Source organism: Defluviimonas aquaemixtae (assembly GCF_900302475.1).
Classification (GTDB): domain Bacteria; phylum Pseudomonadota; class Alphaproteobacteria; order Rhodobacterales; family Rhodobacteraceae; genus Albidovulum; species Albidovulum aquaemixtae.
In genome coordinates, this window is record NZ_OMOQ01000001.1 from 1,345,146 (window position 1) to 1,366,268 (window position 21,123).

The window sequence follows — 21,123 nt, forward strand, 5'->3', positions numbered from 1 at the left end:
GATGACTGATGTCGAAAGCCTCATGCGCGCCGAGGTGCGCGAGATTCCCGAGGCGGTGCAGAGGCTTCTTGACCGGGGCGGGGCGGCGATCCGCGACGCCGCCCGCGCGGCGCGCGATCTCGATCCTGCCTTCATGGCCACTGTGGCGCGCGGATCGTCGGACCACGCCTGCAGCTACCTCAAATACGCCGCTGAATTGACGCTTGGGCTGCCGGTCGCCTCGATCGGTCCCTCTGTGGCCTCGATCTATCGCGCGCCGCTCAGGCTTGGCGGAAGCCTCTGCCTGTCGGTCTCGCAATCCGGCCGCAGCCCCGACATCGTGGAACTGGCGCGCGTGGCGCGGGCCAGCGGGGCGCTAAGCGTCGCGGTCACAAACGACGCGGGATCGGAGGTCGCGCAGGCCGCCGACCACGTGCTCGACATCCAGGCGGGGCCGGAGCTTTCGGTGGCCGCCACCAAAACCTTCGTGACCTCTGCAGTCGCGGGTCTCGCGCTGATCGCGGAGTGGTGCGGCGACACGGATCTCCAGAACGCGATCAACAGTTTGCCTGGCTATCTCGACAATGCTGCCCAGACCGACTGGAGCGCTCTTGGGACACTTCTGGCAAGCGCGGAGTCGCTCTACACGCTCGGCCGCGGGCCCGGCTTCGCGATGTCCGGCGAGGCGGCGCTGAAATTCAAGGAGACCTGCCAGATCCACGCCGAGAACTATTCTTCCGCCGAAGTTCTGCACGGTCCGGTCTCGATCGTGCGCCACGGTTTCCCGGTCCTTGCTTTCGCCGCCGCCGATGCTGCCGAGGACGCGGTCGTCGAGGTCGCTGACGCCATCGCGGGGAAGGGCGCCGATGTTTGGGTCACCTCCGACCGGGCAAGCGTAGCGCACCGGCTGGAGCCGGTGCGCACGGATCATCATTTGACCGATTCGATCGCGCTCATCGTGACGTTCTATGCGATGGTTGAAGGCGTGGCGCGCGCGCGAGGGATCGACCCGGACACGCCCCGGCATCTGCGAAAAGTGACCGAGACTGTTTGATGAGCTGCCTCCTGCAAGGTGCCCATATATTTGACGGAACGAGTATCTGTCCGGGCTCACTCCTGATCGGCGGGGGCCGCATACTTGCGCGGCTGCCCGCAGACGCTAAGGCCGAGGCGGAACCGATCACGCTCGACGGCGGCATCCTCGCGCCGGGTTTCGTCGATCTGCAACTCAATGGCGGCGGCGGTGTCATGCTCGGCGACGACCCGAGCGAAGAGACCGTCGAGCGCATCGCGCGCGCCCATGCGCGGCTTGGTGCGACGACGATCCTGCCGACGCTGATCACCGACACGCCTGACAAGACCCGCGCCGCTGTCGAAGCGGTCGAACGCGCCATTGCTCGCAACGTGCCCGGCGTCGCCGGATTGCACCTTGAAGGGCCGCATCTCAGCCTTGCGCGAAAGGGGGCGCACGATCCCGCGCTGATCCGGGCCATGACGGAGGACGATCTGGCCTTTCTGACCGAGGCCGCACGCCGGCTTCCGCGGCTTCTTGTCACGCTCGCGCCGGAAAGCGTCACGGGCGCGCAGATCGCGGCGCTATCAGCCGCTGGCGTGATTGTCTCGCTCGGGCATACGGATGCCGGATTCGCGGCCTGCCGCGCAGCGTTCGAGGCGGGCGCACGCGTCGCCACGCATCTCTTCAACGCGATGAGCGGGCTCGATCACCGCGAACCGGGCCTTGTCGGCGCGGTCCTGGCCGGAGGGCGCATCAGCGCGGGACTGATCGCTGACGGGATTCATGTGCATCCGGACGCACTGACCGTGGCGCTCCGGGCCAAGGCGGGGCCGGGCGAGATCTTCCTTGTCACGGACGCTATGGCGACGGCGGGCTCAAACATCGCGTCGTTCACCCTGAACGGCCGCGAGATCCGACGGAGCGATGGAAGGCTCACGCTTGCCGACGGCACACTGGCCGGAGCCGACCTGGACATGGCGGGCGCTCTGCGCGTTCTCAGGAGTATCGGCTGGCCGCTCGTGCGCAGCCTTTCCATGGCAACGTCGATCCCGGCGCGCGTGCTTGGGCTGTCGGATCGCGCGGGACACCTCGCGGAAGGATGCGTGGCCGATATCGTTCATCTCGACGACGATCTCTGTCTGAATGCGATCTGGCAGCGGGGGGAGCGGATCGAGCCGTTCCGGACGGATGCAATAGTCCGATAAGCAGAATTATGTAAAGTGAAGAGACGCGGACATACCGCTAAAACTCGCATATGCGCATTCTGACGCAACAACGCCTGTAGACCTGCCCCCCGTCAAGCCGTTACACGGATGCCGATAGCCAACCGGAGCCAGTCAATGCCCACGCAATCTGCCATCAAGATCGCCCCGTCCATCCTGTCGGCCGATTTCGCCGATTTCGGGCGCGAGATCCAGGCCATAGAAGCGCAAGGCGCCGATTGGGTCCATGTGGATGTGATGGATGGCCACTTCGTGCCGAACCTGACATTTGGCCCACAGCTCTGCAAGGCGATCCGGCGGCACATCAAGACGGTCATGGACGTACATCTCATGATTTCGCCGGTCGACACTTATATCGAGGCCTTTGCAGAGGCCGGTGCCGATATCATTACCGCGCATGCCGAAGCTGGACCGCACATGCACCGCACGCTGCAAGCCATTCGCGCGACGGGGAAAAAAGCCGGTCTTGCGCTCAATCCCGGGACGCCTGCGGAGGCTGCGGCGCCGCTCCTTGATCTCGTCGACCTGATCTGCGTGATGACCGTGAATCCTGGTTTTGGTGGCCAGAAATTTCTTCATTCCCAGATAGATAAGGTCCGTTCCTTGCGCGCGATGATAGGCGGCCGACCGATCCATATCGAGATCGATGGCGGCATCACGCCAGAGACAGCACCGCTCGTCACGGCGGCCGGAGCAGACGTGCTTGTTGCAGGCTCCAGCGTATTTTCCGGCGGGTCGGTCGAAAGGCCCGAGATCTACGGGCGGAACATCCGCGCGATCCGCGCCGCCGTCGAAACCGTTGCCGTCTGAGGAGGAAGACCATGGCCGTATCCCCGCCCGTCTGTGACTTCGGCTGGAAGGCCGTCGATTTCACGCTGCCCGGAACCGACGGCCGCGACTGGGCGCTCGCCGATGTCGCGGGCCCGAACGGCACGCTGATCATGTTCATCTGCAATCACTGCCCCTATGTGAAATCCGTCGTCGACCGGATCGTTCACGAGGCGAAGGCGCTGCAGGATATGGGCGTCGGCGTTGCCGCGATCTGCGCCAACGACGCGGTCCGTTACTCCGAGGACAGCTTCGACAACATGAAGGTCTTCGCGGAGCGGCACGGCTTCTCCTTCCCATATCTCCACGATGAGAGCCAGGAGGTCGCGCGAGCCTACGACGCCATCTGCACGCCGGACTTCTTCGGCTTCAACGCCAAGGGCGAGCTTCAATATCGCGGACGTCTCGACGCCTCGGGCCGGCAGGCCGCAGGTCCGGATGTGCGGCGCGAGCTATTCGAGGCGATGAAGCTTGTCGCCGAAACGGGGCTGGGACCGGCCGAGCAGGTGCCGTCGATGGGCTGCTCAATCAAGTGGAAGGCTGCCTGACCCCCCTGCCCCCTCACGGCGTCGTCGAAAGCGGCACTGAAGATCGCAGCTCGTGACGCCGTCGGCAGGTTCGGATGAGACCTCATCCTATGGTGCCGCTGCGTTCGCGCCTATCGCGGCGCTGGCACGACGGTGCGACACTGTCCCCTCTTGCCTCCGGCCTCGGCCCTTGCTTATCAGGATGTCAGCAACGGGAAGACCTCTCGACAGAGGAGGCCCGTCATGGCACAAGTGAGTTGGGGATGGTGCTATGATATCGCTGTCACGAAAGGGCATAGCCCTTGCCGCTTGGCCGGCAAGGGCCTACAGGCAACGGCGGTGTGCGCCCGGCATCCTGCGTCTTGGCGTGGGAGTGTTCGCATGAGCGCATCCAGACAGGCCGGCGAAAACCTCATCAGCCATCTCGAGCTTGTGATCGAGGCCATGAGCATCGAAGAGCTCTGGTCGCTGCACTTGAAAAAGATGGCGTCCTACGGATTTGACCGCCTTCTCTACGGCTTCACGCGGTTCCGGACGCCGAATTCGTTCGGCAGTGCCGACGACCTGCTCGTTCTATCCAATCACGAAGAGAAATATCTCGACGAATTCGTGAAAAGCGGCATCTACAATCATGCGCCTATGGTCAAGTGGGCGGCCGTCAATGAAGGCGCCTGTTCCTGGCGGCTGATCGAAGATGTGCTGGCCACCGGCACCGTGACCGCGACCGAGCGGCGGATAATCGAGATGAATCACCGCTACAACATCCGTGCAGGCTATTCGATCAGCTTTCGCGACGTGTCCGTGCGCGCGAAGGGCGCGATCGGGCTGTGCGCGCAAAAGGACATGCGGCAGCACGAAGTCGACTCGATGTGGGACGACAAGGGACGCGAGATCACGGTGATCAACAACGTCACCCATCTCAAGATAACGTCAATGCCCTTCGCGTCGGCACGCCGGTCGCTGACACCGCGTCAGCGAGAGGCGCTCGAATGGGTCGGCGACGGCAAGACGATGCAGGACATTGCCACCATCATGGGGCTGACGCCGGCAACGGTCGAGAAGCATCTCCGGCTCGCGCGCGAGGCGCTGGATGTGGAGACGACAGCGCAGGCAGTGCTGAAGGCATCCTTCCAGAACCAGATCTTCGTGGTTCCTGGTTAAAGTCCGATTCGCGACGATTCGTTTACGCTAGGTAAACAATGTGTCCCTTATCAGAGTGTAATTCGGCAACTTTGTTCGCAATTTCAGCCTTAAATCGTTACGATTCAACCGGGTAAGGATTCCCATACTTCCCTTCCCTTGCGTAAAGCTGCAATATGCACTGGTTCCGTGAGTGGTGGCATTGGCCAGGAACAGCGCCCCGGACTAGCCCGTAATTTGCGGGGGAATGGGGGGCCCGGGAAACCGGACGCTGGGCCTGTTGGGTGAATAGTCCGCCTGGCAGGTCTAGCACCAGAGACGCGCCCTGTCCTCATCCCCAACAGGTGCTGGCGCGACATAGGGCGGTACGGTCCACGAGATCGTGCCGCCCTTATCTTTTGTCCGCACTCTCACACCGCCGGTCCGGCCGGCGGCTTATATGGCTCCCTCCTGATTTCGATCAATCGCGCCAGAGGCGAATCGATCTTACATGAGGCGTTCCATGAGTGGTGGCATTGGCCAGGAACGGCGCCCCGGACCAGCCCGACGAATTGCGGGGGAATGGGGGGCTCCGGGAAAACCGGACGGCGGGCGTGCCGAAACATTGCCTTCGGCGAGCCCGCAACATGGCGCGGTAAGACTTGTCCCTCAGGGGACGACGCGCAGCTTCAGGGGCGGCGCGCATCGTTGCAGAGCGCGCCGCCCCTTTCTGACCGAAGCCCGAACGAAAAAGGGGGCCGGTCTAGCCGGCCCCCTCGCACGGTAACTTCCAAACCGGTCAGGCGCCGCGTGTCTTCGCGACCTCGGCGGCGAAATCTTCCTTCTCTTTCTCGATCCCCTCGCCCACGGCCATACGGGCGAAACCGGTGATCTCGACGCCCGCGTCCTTGGCGGCCTGCGCCACGGTGACATCGGGGTTGATCACGAATTTCTGGCCGAGAAGCGTGATCTCTTCGAAGAACTTCGCCATGCGCCCGACGATCATCTTCTCGATGACCGCCTCGGGCTTGCCCGACTCGCGCGCCTGCTCGGTCAGCACGGACTTCTCACGCTCGACGAGCGCAGGGTCGAGGTCCTTTTCGCTGAGCGAGGCCGGCGAAGTGGCGGCGACATGCATCGCGATCTGCTTGCCGATGCCGTTGTCAGCGCCCTTGAGGCCCACGAGCACGCCGATCTTGCCCAGTCCGGGGGCAGCAGCATTGTGCACGTAGGAAACGACCGAGTCGCCCTCGACCGCCACCATGCGGCGCAGCGTCATGTTCTCGCCAATCTTGGCGATCGCGGCGGTCAGCGCCTCGTCCACGGTCTTGCCGTCGACCGTTGTCGATTTCAACGCCTCGATATCCGACACGCCGAGCGCGGCTTCGGTTATCGACGCCACCATCGACTGGAACTCCGCGTTCTTCGCGACGAAGTCGGTTTCCGAGTTGACCTCGACGGCCACGCCTTTTCCGCCCTTGACGGCAACGCCGACGAGGCCCTCGGCTGCGACGCGGCCCGATTTCTTCGCTGCCTTGGCGAGGCCCTTCGTGCGCAGCCAGTCCTGCGCCGCCTCCATATCGCCGTTCGTTTCGGTCAGCGCCTTCTTGGCGTCCATCATCCCTGCGCCGGTCGACTCGCGCAGCTCTTTCACCATTTGTGCGGTGATCGCCATGTCTGGCTCTCCTTCGAAAATGTCCAACTGGGTCGGGCGGGGATTAGCCCCGCCAGATGAGTGTCCTGAGACAGCGGGGCCGGGCAAGTACCCGTTACCCGCTGAACCGGTCAGGCGCTTTCCGCTTTTTCGGCAGCCGGGGCTTCCTCGGCAGCTGGGGCCTCGTCGGCGGCCTCTTCCGCTGGAGCCTCGTCGGTGGCCGCCTCCTCCTCGGGCGACTCGTCGAGCGCGCCGATGTCGATGCCGGCGGCACCCATCTGAGCCGACATGCCCTCAAGCGCAGCGCGGCTCACGAGATCGCAGTACAGCGCGATCGCGCGCGCAGCGTCGTCGTTGCCCGGAATGATGTAGTCCACACCGTCGGGCGAGCAGTTGGTGTCGACGACCGCGACGACCGGAATGCCGAGCTTCTTGGCTTCGGCGATGGCGAGGTCTTCCTTGTTCACGTCGATGACGAACAGCAGATCGGGCACGCCGCCCATTTCCCGGATACCCCCGAGCGAGGCCTGAAGCTTGGCCTGCTCGCGCTCCATGCCGAGCCGTTCCTTCTTGGTCAGGCCCTCTGCGCCCGAGCCCAGGACCTCGTCGATGTTCTTCAGCCGGCTGATCGACTGCGAAACGGTCTTCCAGTTCGTCAGCGTGCCGCCGAGCCAGCGGTGGTTCATGTAGTATTGCGCGCACTTTTCGGCGGCGTCCGCGATCGGCTTCTGCGCCTGACGCTTGGTGCCGACGAAAAGGATGCGGCCGTTCTTGGCCACGGTCTCGCGGATCACATTCAGCGCGGCGTCGAGCATCGGCACCGTCTGCGTCAGGTCGATGATGTGGATGCCGTTGCGGTCGCCGTAGATGTACTCGCCCATCCGCGGATTCCAGCGCTGGGTCTGGTGGCCGTAGTGAACGCCAGCTTCCAATAGCTGACGCATGGAGAATTCAGGGAGCGCCATGTCCATTTCCTTTCCGGTTTGCGCCTCGGCGAAGCTATTCAGGGATTTCTCCCAACCGGCGGACCGAACGGGGATGTCTCCCCCGAAGGCCCAAGCCTCGCCTGTGAAGTGGCGCGCGTATAGAATGGATTTGCCGCGCGCGCAAGCCCCGCAGCGCGCCTCCGGCGGAGGATACTTGGGCTGTGAAGGAGCCGCGGGGGGTTCCCCGAATCTCAGAGCGCGTGAAGCCAGCCGACTAGCGGCATGAGCGCACGGGTCCGGTCGAGCACCTCGTCGACCGCTTTTTCGGTGCCGATCCAGTCGGGCATGATGCGCCCCTCCATCGTCCGCGCGACGATGCCCTTGTAACGCAGGAGATAGTCCCAGTCGGGCGCGGAGTCGTAACCCTTCGGCAGCCGCTTCAGGTGCGGCTCATCGAGATGGCATCCAACCCGCGCGGCCTCTTCCAGTGCGGCAATTAACGCGGAGCGGTCCTTCGAGTTATTAAGCCGTTTTCGATAGCGTTCAAGCACCGGCCCGTCGAAGGCCCAGCGGCCCGCGCCATAGCCGACGCCGTCGGGGGTAAGCACGACATGCACCCCAGCGCTCTTGTTGAGATGTTCACCTGGCGAAAAGATCATATGCAGCCAGGGCTCGTAGGGCGACTTGTCGGCCGAGAAGCGAACGTCGCGGTTGATGCGGCGGAGCGAGCCGTTGATCTTGGGCTCGGCCTTCATCGCCGGCTCCAACGCCGCCATGCCAGGCGCGATCGCTTCGATGAACGCGAGCGCCGGCGCCTTCCAGTGCGCCTCGTAGCGGTCGCGATTGGCCTCGAACCAGCTGCGCCTGTTGTTGTCCTTCAACTCGTCGAGGAAGCGGAAGGTTTCTTCGGAAAACCCGGCAAAGTCATGCATGTTTGGCTCCGTTGCGTGTCGCGGCAGGTCACGACGGGCACTATAGCAGCCGAAGACCGGGGCGCTATGCGCCGCGCAGCCGGTCGGCGTCCTTTACCATCAAGAACCATTCCGTGCCCGGATTCTCCCAACCGTCCTTGGCCATTGACCGCCGGGCGGCCACGCGGTAGCCCGCGCGCTCGTAGAGCCGACGCGCGCCCGCATTGGCGTCCGATACAATGAGGCTCATGCCCTGCGGCCCCGCCTGGTGTTCGGCGAAGGCCAGTAGCCTGCTGCCGATGCCACGGCCCTGAAACTCGGGTCGTGTGGCGAGCACGTTGACATAGAAGGTTCCTGGCGCGGAGTTCTCCAACTCCTGAAGCGGAACGAACATACGGGGCAGATCCGGTGCGATCGGCTCAGGCACGTCGGGCTGGACATAGCCGACCAGGCCGCCGGCGCCCTGATCCTTTTCCTCGGCGATCCAGGCATTCCGCCAGCTGAAGGCGCCTTCGTCGCGTGCGGCCCGGGCGCGGCCGGTCGTCCACGGATCGCCGCCCGGAGGGGTCATCGAGTGCCAGACGTAAAACGGCAGCCCCTCGCCCGCGAGATTCACAAGCTCGGCGATCAGGGCGGCGTCGCCGCGCTTCGCGGGACGGATCGTGATGTCGGTCGCGGTCATGTCGGTTTGTCCTTCGCAGTCATCCTACCACCTTGCCGGAGGAAAAAAGAGGGCGGCTCACCGGCCGCCCCCCCTTCACCTGAGTGGGTCTCCAGTTCAGCCTCGATCTTCGAACACCGGGCCGGTGTATACACCCGCCTTCCTGACCTCGTCGTCGATGGTGAACTGCAGGCGCACGCCCATGCCTTCGCTCATGCCCAGCATGACTTGGCGCAGCGGTTCCTCGATCCCGGCATAATCCCCGGTGCCTCCGGTGATCGCGCGCAGAACAGGAACGCCCTCATCGACGAGTTCGGGTCCCTGCGAGATGAGAAGGTCGCCGTCCTCGAACTGGAATATCTGACGGGTGATCACCACGGGGCCGGTCGTGGTGTGCATGCCGTCGCCGACGAAATAGCCATCGCAGGTCCAGGTGCCGATCACCTTGTCGGGCCAGACCGGGCTTCCGTCCGGGTTGACGCCCTCGACACCGCCGTCGAGCGTGCCGGCCGGGTAGATGTAGCCCTGCGTGACGAAGGCGTTGCCGAAAGCGGGCAATCCGTCATCGAAGACCGGCTGGGCCGCAAAGATGAAGCGGGTATGATCCTCGGCGACGTCGAAGGCTTCGAGCGCCGGGTCAGCGAAGGCCGGAAGCGCCATCAGCGTGGCGAGAGCAGTTCCGTAGAATGCGGACTTGAGCATGGTTCTCTCCTTTGGATTCTCGTCCAATGGGGCGCGTTCATCTGTTCGGCGGGCGCCCCGGCGCCGCCGTCGTCCGGGCGGCGAATGCGCCGCCCAAATGGTTAGTGGGTGATGTCAGCGGGTGGAGGTCAGCGCCGCCACCCCCTGCATCAGGCCGCGACCGTCCCGTGGAAATGCGCCGAAGCGCAGCCCACGTGGCGGTGGTCAGTGCCGCAGCAGCCGCCGATGACCCTCAGGTTGGGCAGCTTCGGCGCGAAAGCGCTGTAGAGCTGGCCGAACTCCTCGGGGTCGCCGTCGTCGAGTTCTTCGGCGGCGTCCAGTTCTTCGTGGCTCTTGCGGGAGGCATTGGCGCGGATTGCGCCGATCCGGCCCGTCCACTCACCCGCGAGTTCGTCCATGAAATGCGTCGGATGGGCGCAGTTGATCATGAACGACACGGCTGCGCCGTCCGTTGCGTCTTCCGTTGCGCGGATCGCCTCGCCGATGGTCTCGCCCGAGGGCAGCTTGCCGTCGGTCTCGACGGTGAAGCCGATGGAAAACGGCAGCCGCGCCTTGATCGCGGCGCGCGCGATGCCGATCGCTTCGCCCGAATGGGTCATGGTCACTGCGGTCACGATGTCGACGCCGCCTTCGGCATAGGCCTCGGCCTGAACGCGGTGGCGCGACTCGGACTTCTCCGGGGACAGTGCGTCGCCCACGACGTATCCGTCACCAGACGGGCCGACAACGCCGTTGATGACGATCGGCAGCTCTGCGGTCTCCCATTCGTCGCGGATCCGGGTGCAGAAGGCGACCGCATCCCGATTGATCCGGCGAATGTCCTTCTCGCCGAGCCCCATCACCCTGCCCCATTCACTGTTCGCGCGCCAGGTTGGCAGATCGAGCACGAAGCCCGTCCGCGCCTCACGCGCAAGTTTCAGATAGGTCTCGTAGTACCGTGTCAGGGCGTCACGACCCTCCTCGCTGTCGAGCAGCGTGAAAGCGGCGAATTCCGGCAGCTCCAGGCTCTCGTGAAACACCATCGTCGTCTCGAGCCCACCATCGGTAAGGTAAGGGCGGGCGGAGGTCGTCAGTTGTTCAAGTCGTGTCATCTCAATTCCTCTGTCAAAGTTGCGGGCGGCCATGCCGATTCCGCGTGTTTGGCCGGTATTGGCCTGAATCGTCACTGGTCAGCTTGAATACTGGTCCTGGCGTTCAGCCGGGTTTTCCGACGAATGCGGCCTGCGAAACTTGCCGAAATACTTGGCATGACTCTTCCCGCTGCCGCAGGCCGGCTATGTGCCACAACCGCAGCCGCCGACCTACCGTGACGATCGCGGAGCTGCTGTGACCAGAGTTCACAGCTTTCACCGTCCAGAGGCCACCGGCGGATCGCTCTCTCGGTCGGAAGCCGCCCGGTGCGGATCGCGAATATCCAAGACGTGTCATCATTGCATCTCGCCGTCAGTTCTGGACCCGCAGCAACTTGGCCCGTGGCCGGATTCGAAGCTAGTTGACCCGTGGTCCAGAGGTGGACGAGCAAATTATTCGCATAAATAACAGAGAGTTGGACGCAGAGCAGATGTGAGCGCCCGACCCGCTTCTTGTCAATACTGTACCAGTGGTACACTGCCGTGGGAGGGTACAACCATGACCAAGGGCACCGAGACGCGCACCCGCATCATGGACATTGCCGAAGCGGCGGTACTTGCCAAGGGCTTCGATGCGACCTCAATCGACGAAATCGTGGCCGCGGCCGAGATAACCAAGGGCGGGTTCTTCTATCATTTCCCGGACAAAAACGCGCTCGCCCGCGCGCTGATCGAACGCTACATCGAAACCGAGAACAAGCTATTCGACGACCTCTGGGCGCGCGCGAGAGAGTTGAATGAAGACCCGCTGCACGCCGCGCTGATCGGACTGAAGCTATTGGCCGAAATGCTCGAGGACATGCCGAACGGCCATCCCGGCTGCATCATCGCCTCGGCCGCCTATCAGGACCGGTTGTTCGACGCCGAGGTTCGCGAAATGAACCGCCGGGCGGTGCTGGGATGGAGGACCCGTTTCCGGCCGATCTTCGACGAAATCGCCGCCATCTACCAGCCGCGCGAAGATGTCGATCTGGATGCGCTGTCGGACTTCGTCAACACCGTTGTGGAAGGAGGGCTGGTGATGGGCAAGGCGCTGTCCCAGCCGCACATGATCTGCGGCCAGATCATGCTCTTGCGCAGCTATATCAGGCTCCTGTTCGAGCCGCGCTTGCAGTAAGTCGCGTTTGGCTGCAAAGGAAGGGGATGACTGCCCGCCCCGACATCCTCTGCATTGGTGCCGTCCTGTGGGACATTGTCGGCCGCTCGCCGGCGCACCTGACGATGGGGTCCGACGTGCCCGGCCGGATCACGCGTCTGCCGGGCGGCGTGGCGATGAACATCGCCGTGACGCTCGCCCGCTTCGGAATGCGTCCCGGCCTGCTGGCCGCGATCGGCCGCGACGCGGAGGGAGAGGCTCTCGTTTCCGCCTGCGGCAGCCTTGGGCTGATTACCGATCACATCTACCGGTCAGACGATCTACCAACCGATCGCTACATGGCTGTCGAAGGTGCCAACGGTCTCGTCGCCGCCATCGCCGACGCGCACTCGCTCGAAGCGGCGGGCGCGAAGATACTGCGCCCGCTTTCCGATGGCTCGCTCGGAAGTTCCGCGCGGCCGTGGAATGGTCCCGTTGCACTCGACGGCAATCTCACGCAGGCGCTTCTGGCCGAAATCGCCGGCTCCGGCCTCTTTGCGGCGGCCGATCTCAGGATCGCCCCCGCGAGCCCCGGAAAGGCGGAGCGGCTGCTGCCGCTCCTGCCCGTCGCAAACGCGACGATCTACGTAAATCGGGAGGAAGCGGAGCTGATCTGCCAGCGCACGTTCGGCGACGCGAGGGCGGCAGCCGAGGGTCTTCTCGCCCGGGGGACTGCACGGATGCTCGTCACAGATGGCGGCCGATCGACGGCCGACGGGTCTGTCGACGGGGTTCTCACCGCCGAACCGCCGCCGGTTCTCGTGACCCGCGTGACCGGTGCGGGCGATGCGTTCATGGCCGCCCACATCGCCGCCGAAACGCGCGGCGAGTCGCGCGCCGACGCGCTACAGTCAGCGCTCGAAGCCGCGGCGCACCATGTTTCGGGAGACATTGGCTCATGACAGACCTTCCCCTCGCCTATGCGCCCGAGGTTGCCGATGCGCGGGCCGAAGGCCGGCCAATCGTTGCGCTGGAATCCACGATCATCACACATGGCATGCCGTATCCGCAGAATCTGGAAACGGCGCGGCTGGTCGAGGCGACGGTGCGCGACGCCGGCGCGGTGCCCGCCACCATCGCCGTCATGATGGGGATGGTACACGTTGGGCTGAGTGACGACAGGCTCGCCGCGCTCGCACAGACTCGCGACGCGATGAAACTGTCGCGCGCCGATCTCGCCGTCTGCCTCGCCACGGGGCGAACCGGGGCGACCACGGTCGCCGCGACCATGATCGCCGCGCGTCTCGCCGGGATCGCCGTCTTCGCCACGGGCGGGATCGGCGGCGTGCACCGCGGCGCGGAGACGAGCTTCGACGTTTCCGCCGACCTCAACGAACTCGCCCGCACACCGGTCACTGTTGTCGCCGCCGGCGCCAAGGCGATCCTAGATGTCGAAAAGACGCTTGAGGTGCTCGAAACGCTTGGCGTGCCGGTCATCGCCTACGGTCAGGACGACTTCCCCGCCTTCTGGTCGCGCAGGTCCGGCCTCGCCGCGCCGCTCCGGATGGACAGCGCCGACGAGATCGCGGCGGCGCATCTGATGCGGGCCCGGCTCGGCCTTGAGGGCGGCCAGCTTGTCGCCAACCCAATCCCCGCGGGCGATGAGATCCCGCGCGACGAGATTACCCCCGCGATCGACGCCGCGCTTGGCGAAGCGTCCCGCCGGCACATCGCCGCAAAAGAGGTCACGCCCTTCCTCCTGCAGCGCATCTTCGACCTGACCGACGGCCGCTCGCTCGACGCGAATATCGCGCTCGTCCGCAACAATGCCCGCCTCGGTGCGGCGATTGCCGCGGCTATCGCCTCTCGCGCCTGAAAACCGCCCATTGTGAGCGGCCCCGCAAACCCCTACATTCCCACCCGGGAAGCGGGAACCGAACGGAATGAGCCCAGAGCACGACGGCCACGAACATACTGTGCTTCATCCGCCGAGGCGGCGGGGCCTGCTGGCGCGTTTTCGCGCCAACTTCCTGACGGGCCTTGTCGTCGTCGCGCCGGTTGCCTTCACGCTTTGGCTGATCTGGACGGTCACCGGCTGGATCGACGGTTGGGTATTGCCCTTCGTTCCCAACAACTACCAACCCGAGCGACTTCTGAAGAACCTGTTCGGCGAGGACACGGCGATCAACGTGCGTGGCGTCGGCGTCGTCCTGTTCCTGGTCTTCACAGTGTTCGTCGGCTGGATCGCCAAGGGGATCATGGGCCGCTCGCTCATCGCCTGGGGCGAGAGCATCGTCGACCGCATGCCGGTCGTGCGCTCGATCTACAGCGGCGTGAAACAGGTTGCCGAAACGGTCTTCTCCCAGACCGAGTCCAAGTTCGACAAGGCCTGTCTCATCGAATACCCACGCAAAGGCATTTGGGCGATCGGCTTTGTCTCGACCTCGGCCAAGGGCGAGGTTCTGTCGAAGCTCCCAGATGACGAGGTGCTGACCGTCTTCCTGCCGACGACTCCGAACCCGACGTCGGGCTTCCTGCTCTACCTGCCCAAGCGGGATGTGACCTTCCTCGACATGAGCGTCGAGGATGCGGCGAAACTCGTGATCTCAGCGGGACTCGTCTACCCGAACGGCAAGGACAAGACCGGCGGCGGCGCAGCGGCCCAACCGGACGTCGCCGCAGGTCATTTCTGATATCGGCCGATCGATGCTATCCTTGTCGGCGCGCTTGACCGGGCGTCAATCAAAGGGGGGCATATCATGAAGTCGATCTTGTGTCTGAGCACGGCTTTGTCGTTCGCCGCTGCAACTGCGGCACTGGCCGAGCAGACCTATTCGAACAACGGCGTCGGAACCGCCCAGGCGACCTCGACGATGCACGAGATTGCCGAGGGGCACGTTCTGGTCGAAATCGAGAGCAGCTATTCGAACATCGCGCCCGAAGATGAAAGCAATCCGCTGAACGGCGCAACGGGCCCCTGCTTCGGGTCCATGGAGATCATGGCGCCGAACATCAGCGGCGCGGGCCACTGCGTATATACCGACGCCGACGGCGATATCGCGATCATTGCCTGGAACGCCGACACGCTCGGCGAAGGCGGCGCGACCGGCGGCGAATGGAGCCTGACCGGCGGCAACGGCAAGTATGCCGGAGGCAGCGGCGGCGGGCGCTATGACGTGGTGACAGACGCCGCGACCGGCGCCCAGACCAATACCGTAACCGGAGAGATCACGCTTCCCTGAGCCCGGCGGGGGCGCGGGCTCGGACAGCAAGGTCGCCGGCCCCGCGCTCCGGGGCGTTGCGCTCGCGACGTTGACGTTGCCGGCCGCATCGGCGCGGTCAGGAAATCATGGCGCCGAGATCGACGGTCCCCTCGACCCCGATCCGCGCCCCGTCGCGCGCCAGAAACGCCTCCGCCGCTTCACGCCCTGCCGCCTTCAGCTCCCATAAGAGCTCCGGAGTCGGGGCCGTCTTGCTGCGCGCGTTCAGCCGGTTCATCAGCGCGTCGTCGGCGATGAGGTGCAGCCGCACATCCTTCATCGCACCCTCCGCGATCTTACCCGCCGCGATCAGCTCCTTGACGAAGTTTATCGCCCTGAGTTCGCGCAATAGCGACGAGTTGAAGCTGATCTCGTTGATCCGATCGAGAATATCCTGCGCCGATATCGGCAGTTCCTCGCGCCTGAGCGGGTTGATGCTGACCACGACGACGTCATCCGGCAGCGCCGGGTCGAACAGCGGGAAGAGTGCGGGGTTGCCGGTGTAGCCGCCGTCCCAGTAGTGCTCGATCTCACCAGTATTCGGGTCGGCAAGCTCCACCGCCTGAAAGATCGTCGGGAGACAGGCCGAGGCGAGGATCGACTGTGTCGAGATCTCGGGCCCCGTGAAGACACGGATCTTGCCGGTGCGCACGCTGGTTGCCGCGACGAAAAACCTCGGTCCAGCGCCCCCGCAGACGAGATCGTAGCGGAAATTTTCGACCACGCGCTCCAGCGGATTGCGGTAGAACGGGCCGTAGTCGTAAGGGCTGAAGAGCCGCGTGAGGGTTTCCCCGGGCGAAAACGGCGCGTAGCGTTCGGTCACCGCCTCCCAGAGCCCGACCGCGGGGAGAAAGGCGCGGAACCAGCCGGCAATCCGCATGTCGCCCACGGCGCCGACCTGCGCCCAGAGCCAGTCGAGATTGGTTCGCGCCGCCGCGCGACCACCCATCATCAGCCCCGCCTTCAACGCGGCGCCGTTGAGCGCCCCTGCCGAGGTGCCCGAGATGCCGGCGATCTCGATCCAGTCCTCCTCAAGAAGTCGGTCGAGCACACCCCAGGTGAAGGCGCCATGTGCCCCGCCCCCTTGCAGTGCTAGATTGATCCGTGTGGTGGCCAACGCCGACCTGTCCTCATCACCTGTTCTCAAATACCTCGGGGGGGGTCGGGGGGCGGCGCCCCCCGGCGGATCGGCCCGCGAAAGCGGGCCGATCCGGTCATAGTGCCGTCCAGCCGCCGTCCACGGAAATCGTCGTCCCCGTGATCTGCGCCGCCGCGTCCGAGCAAAGGAAAACGGCCGTGCCACCAAGCTCCTCAACTGTCGCGAACTGGCGCGAGGGCTGGCGCTCCAGCATCACTTCCCGGATCACCGTCTCCCGGTCCATGTTATGGGCCTTCATCTGATCGGGGATCTGCGCCTCGACCAGCGGCGTCAGGACATAGCCCGGGCAGATCGCATTGACCGTGATCCCCTTCCCAGCCGCTTCGAGCGCAACGGTCTTGGTGAGGCCCACCACCCCATGCTTGGCCGTAACATAGGCCGACTTGTACGGCGATGCGGTAAGCCCGTGCGCCGAGGCGACATTGATGATCCGCCCCCAGCCTTTCTCGCGCATACCCGGCAGCGCGACTGCGGTCGTGTGAAACGCCGAGGTCATGTTGATCGCGATGATAGCGTCCCACCTCTCGACCGGAAACTCTTCGATCGCCGCGACATGCTGGATGCCCGCATTGTTCACGAGGATGTCGCAGCCGCCCGCCCGTTCGACCAGCGCCCTGCATTCGTCTCCCTTCGACATGTCGGCCTTGATGTAGCGCGCGCTCACGCCAAATTCCTTGGACATGCCTTTGGCAAGTTCGTGGTCCTCGTTTCGGTCCGTGAACGAATTCAGGACCACGTCGGCTCCGGCCCGCGCGAGCTCGCGCGCAACGCCGAGCCCGATGCCGGAATTCGATCCAGTGATGATCGCTGTCTTACCGGAAAGCATCGCGAAACCCCTCTAATGACGATGTTTGACAGATAGGTAAATGCTGCGCGCGCAGAATGCACCCGCGTTCAGGGTCAAATCACACAGTTTCTCGCGATCGTCGGGACCCCGGTCGCGTGCCAAGCCAGATCGGCGGATTCGCGCACGGATCGGGTCGCGGGAACGGCTGCTGCAGGAACGACTGGTCACGGTTACAATTGGGTGTCGTCGGTCGCGAAAGGGCCCCATGCATTCCTCAGAACGGCTTGATCCGACGGACCGTCCTGCCCTGCAGCCCGCGCCGCTGATAAAGGCGCTGGCGAAGTTCAAGGTCCGCTGGGTGCTGTGCGGTTCGCAAGTGCTCGCGCTGCATGGCGCCGGTATCGTGGCGAACGATCTGGATGTCGTTCCCCACCTCGAATCGGAGAACCTGAGGCGGGTTGCCGCGTGTCTTGAGTATCTGCGCGCGGTTGCGGCCTATCTGGACGGTTGGGGAGGGGAGCGAGGCACGCTTGAGGCTTGCCGGGCGTGGCGGCCCGTTCCGCCGACTTCGGAAAACCTGGACTGGCTCTTTGTGACGCATCTGGGAATGCTAGACATCGTGATTGAGAAAGCTGACCCTTACGAGTCCCTCATGGATCACGCCGAGGTTCGATCTGCCGGGGGCACGCCATATTGGCTGTGTGATCCGAGGCGAGTTCTTAAGGCGCTTGAAGGGCGGGCGCGCAAGAAGGACCGAGAAAGGGACGCCATCTACCGCCTCATGCGGCGACGGCTCGGAATGCCGGAGTTGCCGTGAGAATCTGGGGGCGCGGCTAGCACATCCACCAAGATTCCGACGCGCGCATCGCTGGCCCGACGCATCGAAAGAGAAGGATCGCAACATGGCCAAAAAAAACGCCCGCACAAGGCGGGCGTTAAGTTATTGAGGCAGGTTTCATACAGGCAAGAAACCTATCGAGCAGTGCTTTCTTTATACGCGGTCCTTCGCCGCTGTCCAAGCTAAAAGTTTGAAAAGGCAGGAAAGCAAAGCTAGCGTCGCGCCAAATGAGACAAGGGCAGAGGGGATTGTTGCCGAAATGGGACCGGAAATTTTCGCTCGGATCAGGACGGCCATAGCCGCGTTTTGCCTTGGCACGTTGGCCCAGAATGCGGCCGCCGAGCCGCAGCACGGCATAGCTATGTATGGCCGCCCCGCGCTCCCACCCGATTTTGTGTCTCTTTCCTACGTCAATCCCGAGGCGCCCAAGGGCGGCCGAATCGTGTTCGGTGAGCCGGGCGGCTTCGATTCGCTCAATCCCTACATCCTGAAGGGCACCGCGCCATGGGGTCTCGGGCTCCACACGGTCGAGACGCTGATGGGACGAACGATCGACGAACCCTTCACGCTCTACGGCCTTCTGGCCGAATCGGTCGAGACCGACGCGTCCCGGAGTTGGGTCGAATTCACCCTCCGCCCCCAAGCGCGGTTCTCCGACGGATCGCCAGTCTCGATCGAGGACGTGATGTGGAGCTACGAGACCCTCGGCACCCAGGGCCACCCGCGCTATCGCAACACCTGGTCGAAGGTCGCCAAGATGGAGCAGACGGGCGAACGCTCGGTCAGGTTCACCTTCGCCACCGAGGACCGGGAACTCGCGCTTCTGATGGGCATGCGGCCGATCCTCAAGAAAGCGCAGTGGGAGGGCAAGGACTTTGCCCAAAGCTCGCTCGACGTGCCAGTGGGCTCCGGCCCTTACGTCGTCGAGAGCTTCGAACCCGGCCGCTTCATCACCTTCCGCCGCAATCCCGACTACTGGGGCCGCGACCTGTCATTCAACCGCGGACAGCATAATTTCGACGAGATCCGCTACGACTACTTCGGCGACGGCGACGTGGTCTTCCAGGCCTTCACCGCTGGCGAGACGATGAGCCACCGCGAAACGAACGCGGCGAAGTGGCTGGCTCAGTATAACTTCGCCGCGATCCGGTCGGGCGAGGTCGTTAAATCCGAGATTCCGAACCAGAGGCCCTCGGGCATCACCGGGCTCGTGATGAACACCCGCAACCCGGTTTTCGCTGACTGGAGGGTGCGCGAGGCGATGATCCTCGCCTTCAATTTCGAGTTCATCAACCAGACCCTGAACGGCGGGACCGAGCCGCGCATCACCTCCTATTTCTCGAACTCCGTCCTCGCGATGGATCACGGCCCCGCCGAGGGGCGCGTCGCCGAACTCCTCGCCCCCTTCGCCGCCGATCTGCCGCCCGGCACGGTCGAAGGCTACGGGCTGCCCGAGGGCAACGCCGATCGCGCGATCGACCGGGGAAATCTGAGAAAAGCGATCGCGCTTCTGGAGGAGGCCGGCTGGACCGTGCAGGACGGTGTGATGAAGAACGCCGACGGCAAGCCGCTCAGCTTCGAAATCGTGCTGGCTTCGGGTGCGACGGGCACGCATTCGGTTGTCGACATCTATGTCGAGGCGCTGAAGAACCTCGGCGTCGAGCCCCAGATCACCATGGTCGACAGCGCCCAGTACAAGGAGCGCACGAACGCCTACGAATTCGACATGGCGTGGTATACGCGCGCGCTGTCCTTGAGCCCCGGCAACGAGCAGATTCTCTACTGGGGGGCCAAAGGCGTGACCGAGCCCGGTACCCGGAACTGGATGGGCATGAACTCGCCCGCCGCCGAGGCTATGGTCGCCGACATGGTGGGCGCCGAAAGTCAGGAGGAGTTCATCGCAGCGACTCGCGCGCTCGACCGGATTCTGACGGCGGGGCGCTACGTGATCCCCGTGTGGTTTAGTCGGGTCTCGCGCATTGCCCATTCGAACCATCTTCACTACCCCGAGCGCATTCCGCTATATGGGGACTGGCCGGGCTTTCAGCCGGAAGTCTGGTGGTTTGAGGACTGAGAGCATGAAGAAACTGATGCTGATCGCTTTGCTGGTTGGACTTGCGGGCTGCAATACGGTCGCGGGCATCGGAGACGATGTCTCCGGCGGCGCGCGCACGGTGCAAAGCTGGTTCTGACGGACGGGTTCCGGTCACGATGACCCCCGACTGTGCGACTGCGGCGTCCAGGGTCCGCCCGATCTGGCCCGCCCGTCAGTCAGGGGGCGCTCCATCGGGACCGTTTGAACGTTTGGCCGGCTTGCGGCCAAGCTCTCGGTGCCGCCTTCCTGCTGATCACAGCCGTCGGGTCAGGGATCATGGCCGACGCGCAATCGGGCGTGAACGCGGGCCTCGTCTTTCCGGCAAATGCGCTCGCGACGGGCTGCGCGTTCTACGTTCTTGTCACGGTATGTGGCCCTATCTCGGGAGTGCACTTCAACCCTGCCGTGACGTTTGCCTTCGCGCTGCTGCGCCATGTCGCCCCCGGCGCGGCACTGGCCTGTTTCGCGGTGCAGGTCGCGAGTGGGATTGCGGGCGCCTGGATCGCGCAGGGCGTGCCGACCTCGACATCCTGCAGCTCTCGCAGAGCGGCCGCACGGGTCCGCGCCCATCGCTGGCAGAGGTGGTCGCGACCTTCGGGATGCCGTTCGCGATCATCGGAGACTGCGCCTTTCACCTGCACACGCGCCTGTCTTCGTTGCTGTCTACATCATCGGGGCCCGCTGGTTCACCGCTTCGACGAGCTTCGCCAATCCCGCAGTCACCATCGCTCGCGGGCTGACCGACACCTTTGCAGGTATCCTGCCGAGCCTCGTCCCGTCCTACCTCCTCGCCCAGCTTGCTGGCGCGGCATTTGCCGCGTTTTTCCTGCCGAAGCTCTTTTCCGGCTGAAGTTTCGGGTGCAGACTGTTTGGAACCCGAAGACGGAGTTCGGACGATGAAATGGCATCACGTTGAGGAGAACTGGTCTGCGTTCTTCGACGCGATCACCGACCGCTGGCCGGATGCCGACGAGGCCGAGCTCGAGGAAATCGACGGCGACCAGCGTGTCTTCATCGCTTACATCGCCGAACTGACCGGGCAGGAGCCGGGCGAAGCGCGCGAGGAAATCCGAGAATGGCTGAGGGGCGAGCTGCCCTCGGACGTCGTCATGGATCCGCGTCACGATGACCATTCGATCCGACTGTCGGGCAAGTTTCTGCCCGAAGGTGAGGATGAATACGACGACGATGCGCGGTACGGTGACGACAGCGAGGACTGAGCCGCCCGCCCTGC

At 64.3% G+C, this 21,123-nt stretch carries 23 protein-coding genes; 15 read left to right on the plus strand and 8 right to left on the minus strand.

Translation table 11 applies throughout. The features are described 5' to 3' along the window. Position 1 precedes the first annotated feature (1 nt). From DEA8626_RS06620 to DEA8626_RS06640, 5 genes are all read left to right on the plus strand, one after another. Positions 2 to 1,033, plus strand: coding sequence for an SIS domain-containing protein (locus DEA8626_RS06620; RefSeq protein WP_108852220.1), 1,032 nt, complete (start codon positions 2 to 4; stop codon positions 1,031 to 1,033). Next, positions 1,033 to 2,199 carry an N-acetylglucosamine-6-phosphate deacetylase gene (gene nagA / locus DEA8626_RS06625; protein ID WP_108852221.1) on the plus strand — a complete coding sequence of 389 codons (1,167 nt, stop codon included), beginning with the start codon at positions 1,033 to 1,035 and terminating at the stop codon, positions 2,197 to 2,199. The genes DEA8626_RS06620 and nagA overlap by 1 nt, the downstream gene beginning before the upstream one ends. A 135-nt stretch (positions 2,200 to 2,334) precedes the next feature. Next, positions 2,335 to 3,027 carry a ribulose-phosphate 3-epimerase gene (gene rpe, locus DEA8626_RS06630; RefSeq protein WP_108852222.1) on the plus strand — a complete coding sequence of 231 codons (693 nt, stop codon included), beginning with the start codon at positions 2,335 to 2,337 and terminating at the stop codon, positions 3,025 to 3,027. Positions 3,028 to 3,038: 11 nt separating this feature from the next. Continuing rightward, on the plus strand, positions 3,039 to 3,593 hold the full coding sequence (locus DEA8626_RS06635; RefSeq protein WP_108852223.1) for a thioredoxin family protein: 555 nt from the start codon (positions 3,039 to 3,041) through the stop codon (positions 3,591 to 3,593). A gap of 360 nt (positions 3,594 to 3,953) precedes the next feature. Further along, a complete protein-coding gene (locus DEA8626_RS06640; protein ID WP_108852224.1) occupies positions 3,954 to 4,733 on the plus strand; it encodes a helix-turn-helix transcriptional regulator in 780 nt (259 codons plus the stop codon). A 757-nt stretch (positions 4,734 to 5,490) separates the two neighbouring features. On the opposite strand, the gene tsf is transcribed toward DEA8626_RS06640, so the two are convergent. The 6 genes from tsf to DEA8626_RS06670 all read right to left on the minus strand — a co-directional run bounded on the left by tsf (position 5,491) and on the right by DEA8626_RS06670 (position 10,636). Then, positions 5,491 to 6,366, minus strand: a complete 876-nt coding sequence (gene tsf / locus DEA8626_RS06645) for a translation elongation factor Ts (protein WP_108852225.1) — start codon at positions 6,364 to 6,366, stop codon at positions 5,491 to 5,493. 110 nt (positions 6,367 to 6,476) lie between these two features. After that, positions 6,477 to 7,316, minus strand: coding sequence for a 30S ribosomal protein S2 (rpsB, locus tag DEA8626_RS06650; protein ID WP_108852226.1), 840 nt, complete (start codon positions 7,314 to 7,316; stop codon positions 6,477 to 6,479). Positions 7,317 to 7,522: 206 nt separating this feature from the next. After that, positions 7,523 to 8,203 carry a DUF2461 domain-containing protein gene (locus DEA8626_RS06655; RefSeq protein WP_108852227.1) on the minus strand — a complete coding sequence of 227 codons (681 nt, stop codon included), beginning with the start codon at positions 8,201 to 8,203 and terminating at the stop codon, positions 7,523 to 7,525. A 64-nt stretch (positions 8,204 to 8,267) separates the two neighbouring features. Continuing rightward, a complete protein-coding gene (locus tag DEA8626_RS06660) occupies positions 8,268 to 8,864 on the minus strand; it encodes a GNAT family N-acetyltransferase (RefSeq protein WP_108852228.1) in 597 nt (198 codons plus the stop codon). Between the two features lie 96 nt (positions 8,865 to 8,960). Continuing rightward, positions 8,961 to 9,545, minus strand: coding sequence for a hypothetical protein (locus tag DEA8626_RS06665; RefSeq protein WP_108852229.1), 585 nt, complete (start codon positions 9,543 to 9,545; stop codon positions 8,961 to 8,963). Positions 9,546 to 9,694: 149 nt separating this feature from the next. Then, positions 9,695 to 10,636: a homocysteine S-methyltransferase family protein gene (locus DEA8626_RS06670; protein WP_108853353.1), complete on the minus strand. Its 942-nt coding sequence runs from the start codon at positions 10,634 to 10,636 to the stop codon at positions 9,695 to 9,697. 538 nt (positions 10,637 to 11,174) lie between these two features. On the opposite strand from DEA8626_RS06670, the gene DEA8626_RS06675 reads away from it, so the two are divergent. The 5 genes from DEA8626_RS06675 to DEA8626_RS06695 all read left to right on the plus strand — a co-directional run bounded on the left by DEA8626_RS06675 (position 11,175) and on the right by DEA8626_RS06695 (position 14,992). Further along, complete coding sequence (locus DEA8626_RS06675) at positions 11,175 to 11,792, plus strand: TetR/AcrR family transcriptional regulator (protein WP_108852230.1); 618 nt, start codon at positions 11,175 to 11,177, stop codon at positions 11,790 to 11,792. A 26-nt stretch (positions 11,793 to 11,818) separates the two neighbouring features. Further along, positions 11,819 to 12,712 (plus strand): PfkB family carbohydrate kinase, encoded by an 894-nt coding sequence (locus DEA8626_RS06680; protein WP_108852231.1) that lies wholly within the window; start codon positions 11,819 to 11,821, stop codon positions 12,710 to 12,712. Continuing rightward, entirely contained in the window at positions 12,709 to 13,626 is a 918-nt protein-coding gene (locus DEA8626_RS06685; protein ID WP_108852232.1) for a pseudouridine-5'-phosphate glycosidase, read from the plus strand. Before DEA8626_RS06680 ends, DEA8626_RS06685 begins: the two co-directional genes overlap by 4 nt. 67 nt (positions 13,627 to 13,693) lie before the next feature. Continuing rightward, positions 13,694 to 14,443 (plus strand): DUF502 domain-containing protein, encoded by a 750-nt coding sequence (locus DEA8626_RS06690; RefSeq protein WP_108852233.1) that lies wholly within the window; start codon positions 13,694 to 13,696, stop codon positions 14,441 to 14,443. 66 nt (positions 14,444 to 14,509) lie between these two features. Further along, positions 14,510 to 14,992: a hypothetical protein gene (locus DEA8626_RS06695; RefSeq protein ID WP_146188839.1), complete on the plus strand. Its 483-nt coding sequence runs from the start codon at positions 14,510 to 14,512 to the stop codon at positions 14,990 to 14,992. A gap of 97 nt (positions 14,993 to 15,089) precedes the next feature. Here the strand turns inward: DEA8626_RS06695 and DEA8626_RS06700 are convergent, their stop codons facing one another. Then, positions 15,090 to 16,127: a patatin-like phospholipase family protein gene (locus DEA8626_RS06700; protein WP_108852235.1), complete on the minus strand. Its 1,038-nt coding sequence runs from the start codon at positions 16,125 to 16,127 to the stop codon at positions 15,090 to 15,092. A gap of 97 nt (positions 16,128 to 16,224) precedes the next feature. Beyond that, entirely contained in the window at positions 16,225 to 16,995 is a 771-nt protein-coding gene (locus tag DEA8626_RS06705; RefSeq protein ID WP_108852236.1) for a 3-hydroxybutyrate dehydrogenase, read from the minus strand. Positions 16,996 to 17,035: 40 nt separating this feature from the next. Here DEA8626_RS06705 and DEA8626_RS06710 point away from each other — a divergent pair, with 40 nt between their 5' ends. From DEA8626_RS06710 to DEA8626_RS06730, 5 genes are all read left to right on the plus strand, one after another. Beyond that, positions 17,036 to 17,773 (plus strand): hypothetical protein, encoded by a 738-nt coding sequence (locus tag DEA8626_RS06710; protein WP_146188840.1) that lies wholly within the window; start codon positions 17,036 to 17,038, stop codon positions 17,771 to 17,773. Positions 17,774 to 18,053: 280 nt separating this feature from the next. Next, positions 18,054 to 19,868 (plus strand): extracellular solute-binding protein, encoded by a 1,815-nt coding sequence (locus DEA8626_RS06715; RefSeq protein ID WP_108852238.1) that lies wholly within the window; start codon positions 18,054 to 18,056, stop codon positions 19,866 to 19,868. Between the two features lie 4 nt (positions 19,869 to 19,872). Further along, positions 19,873 to 19,986 carry an entericidin EcnA/B family protein gene (locus DEA8626_RS06720; protein ID WP_108852239.1) on the plus strand — a complete coding sequence of 38 codons (114 nt, stop codon included), beginning with the start codon at positions 19,873 to 19,875 and terminating at the stop codon, positions 19,984 to 19,986. A 179-nt stretch (positions 19,987 to 20,165) separates the two neighbouring features. After that, a complete protein-coding gene (locus DEA8626_RS06725) occupies positions 20,166 to 20,789 on the plus strand; it encodes an aquaporin (RefSeq protein WP_306418094.1) in 624 nt (207 codons plus the stop codon). Next, positions 20,786 to 21,109 (plus strand): hypothetical protein, encoded by a 324-nt coding sequence (locus DEA8626_RS06730; RefSeq protein WP_108852240.1) that lies wholly within the window; start codon positions 20,786 to 20,788, stop codon positions 21,107 to 21,109. The genes DEA8626_RS06725 and DEA8626_RS06730 overlap by 4 nt, the downstream gene beginning before the upstream one ends. Positions 21,110 to 21,123 lie beyond the last annotated feature (14 nt).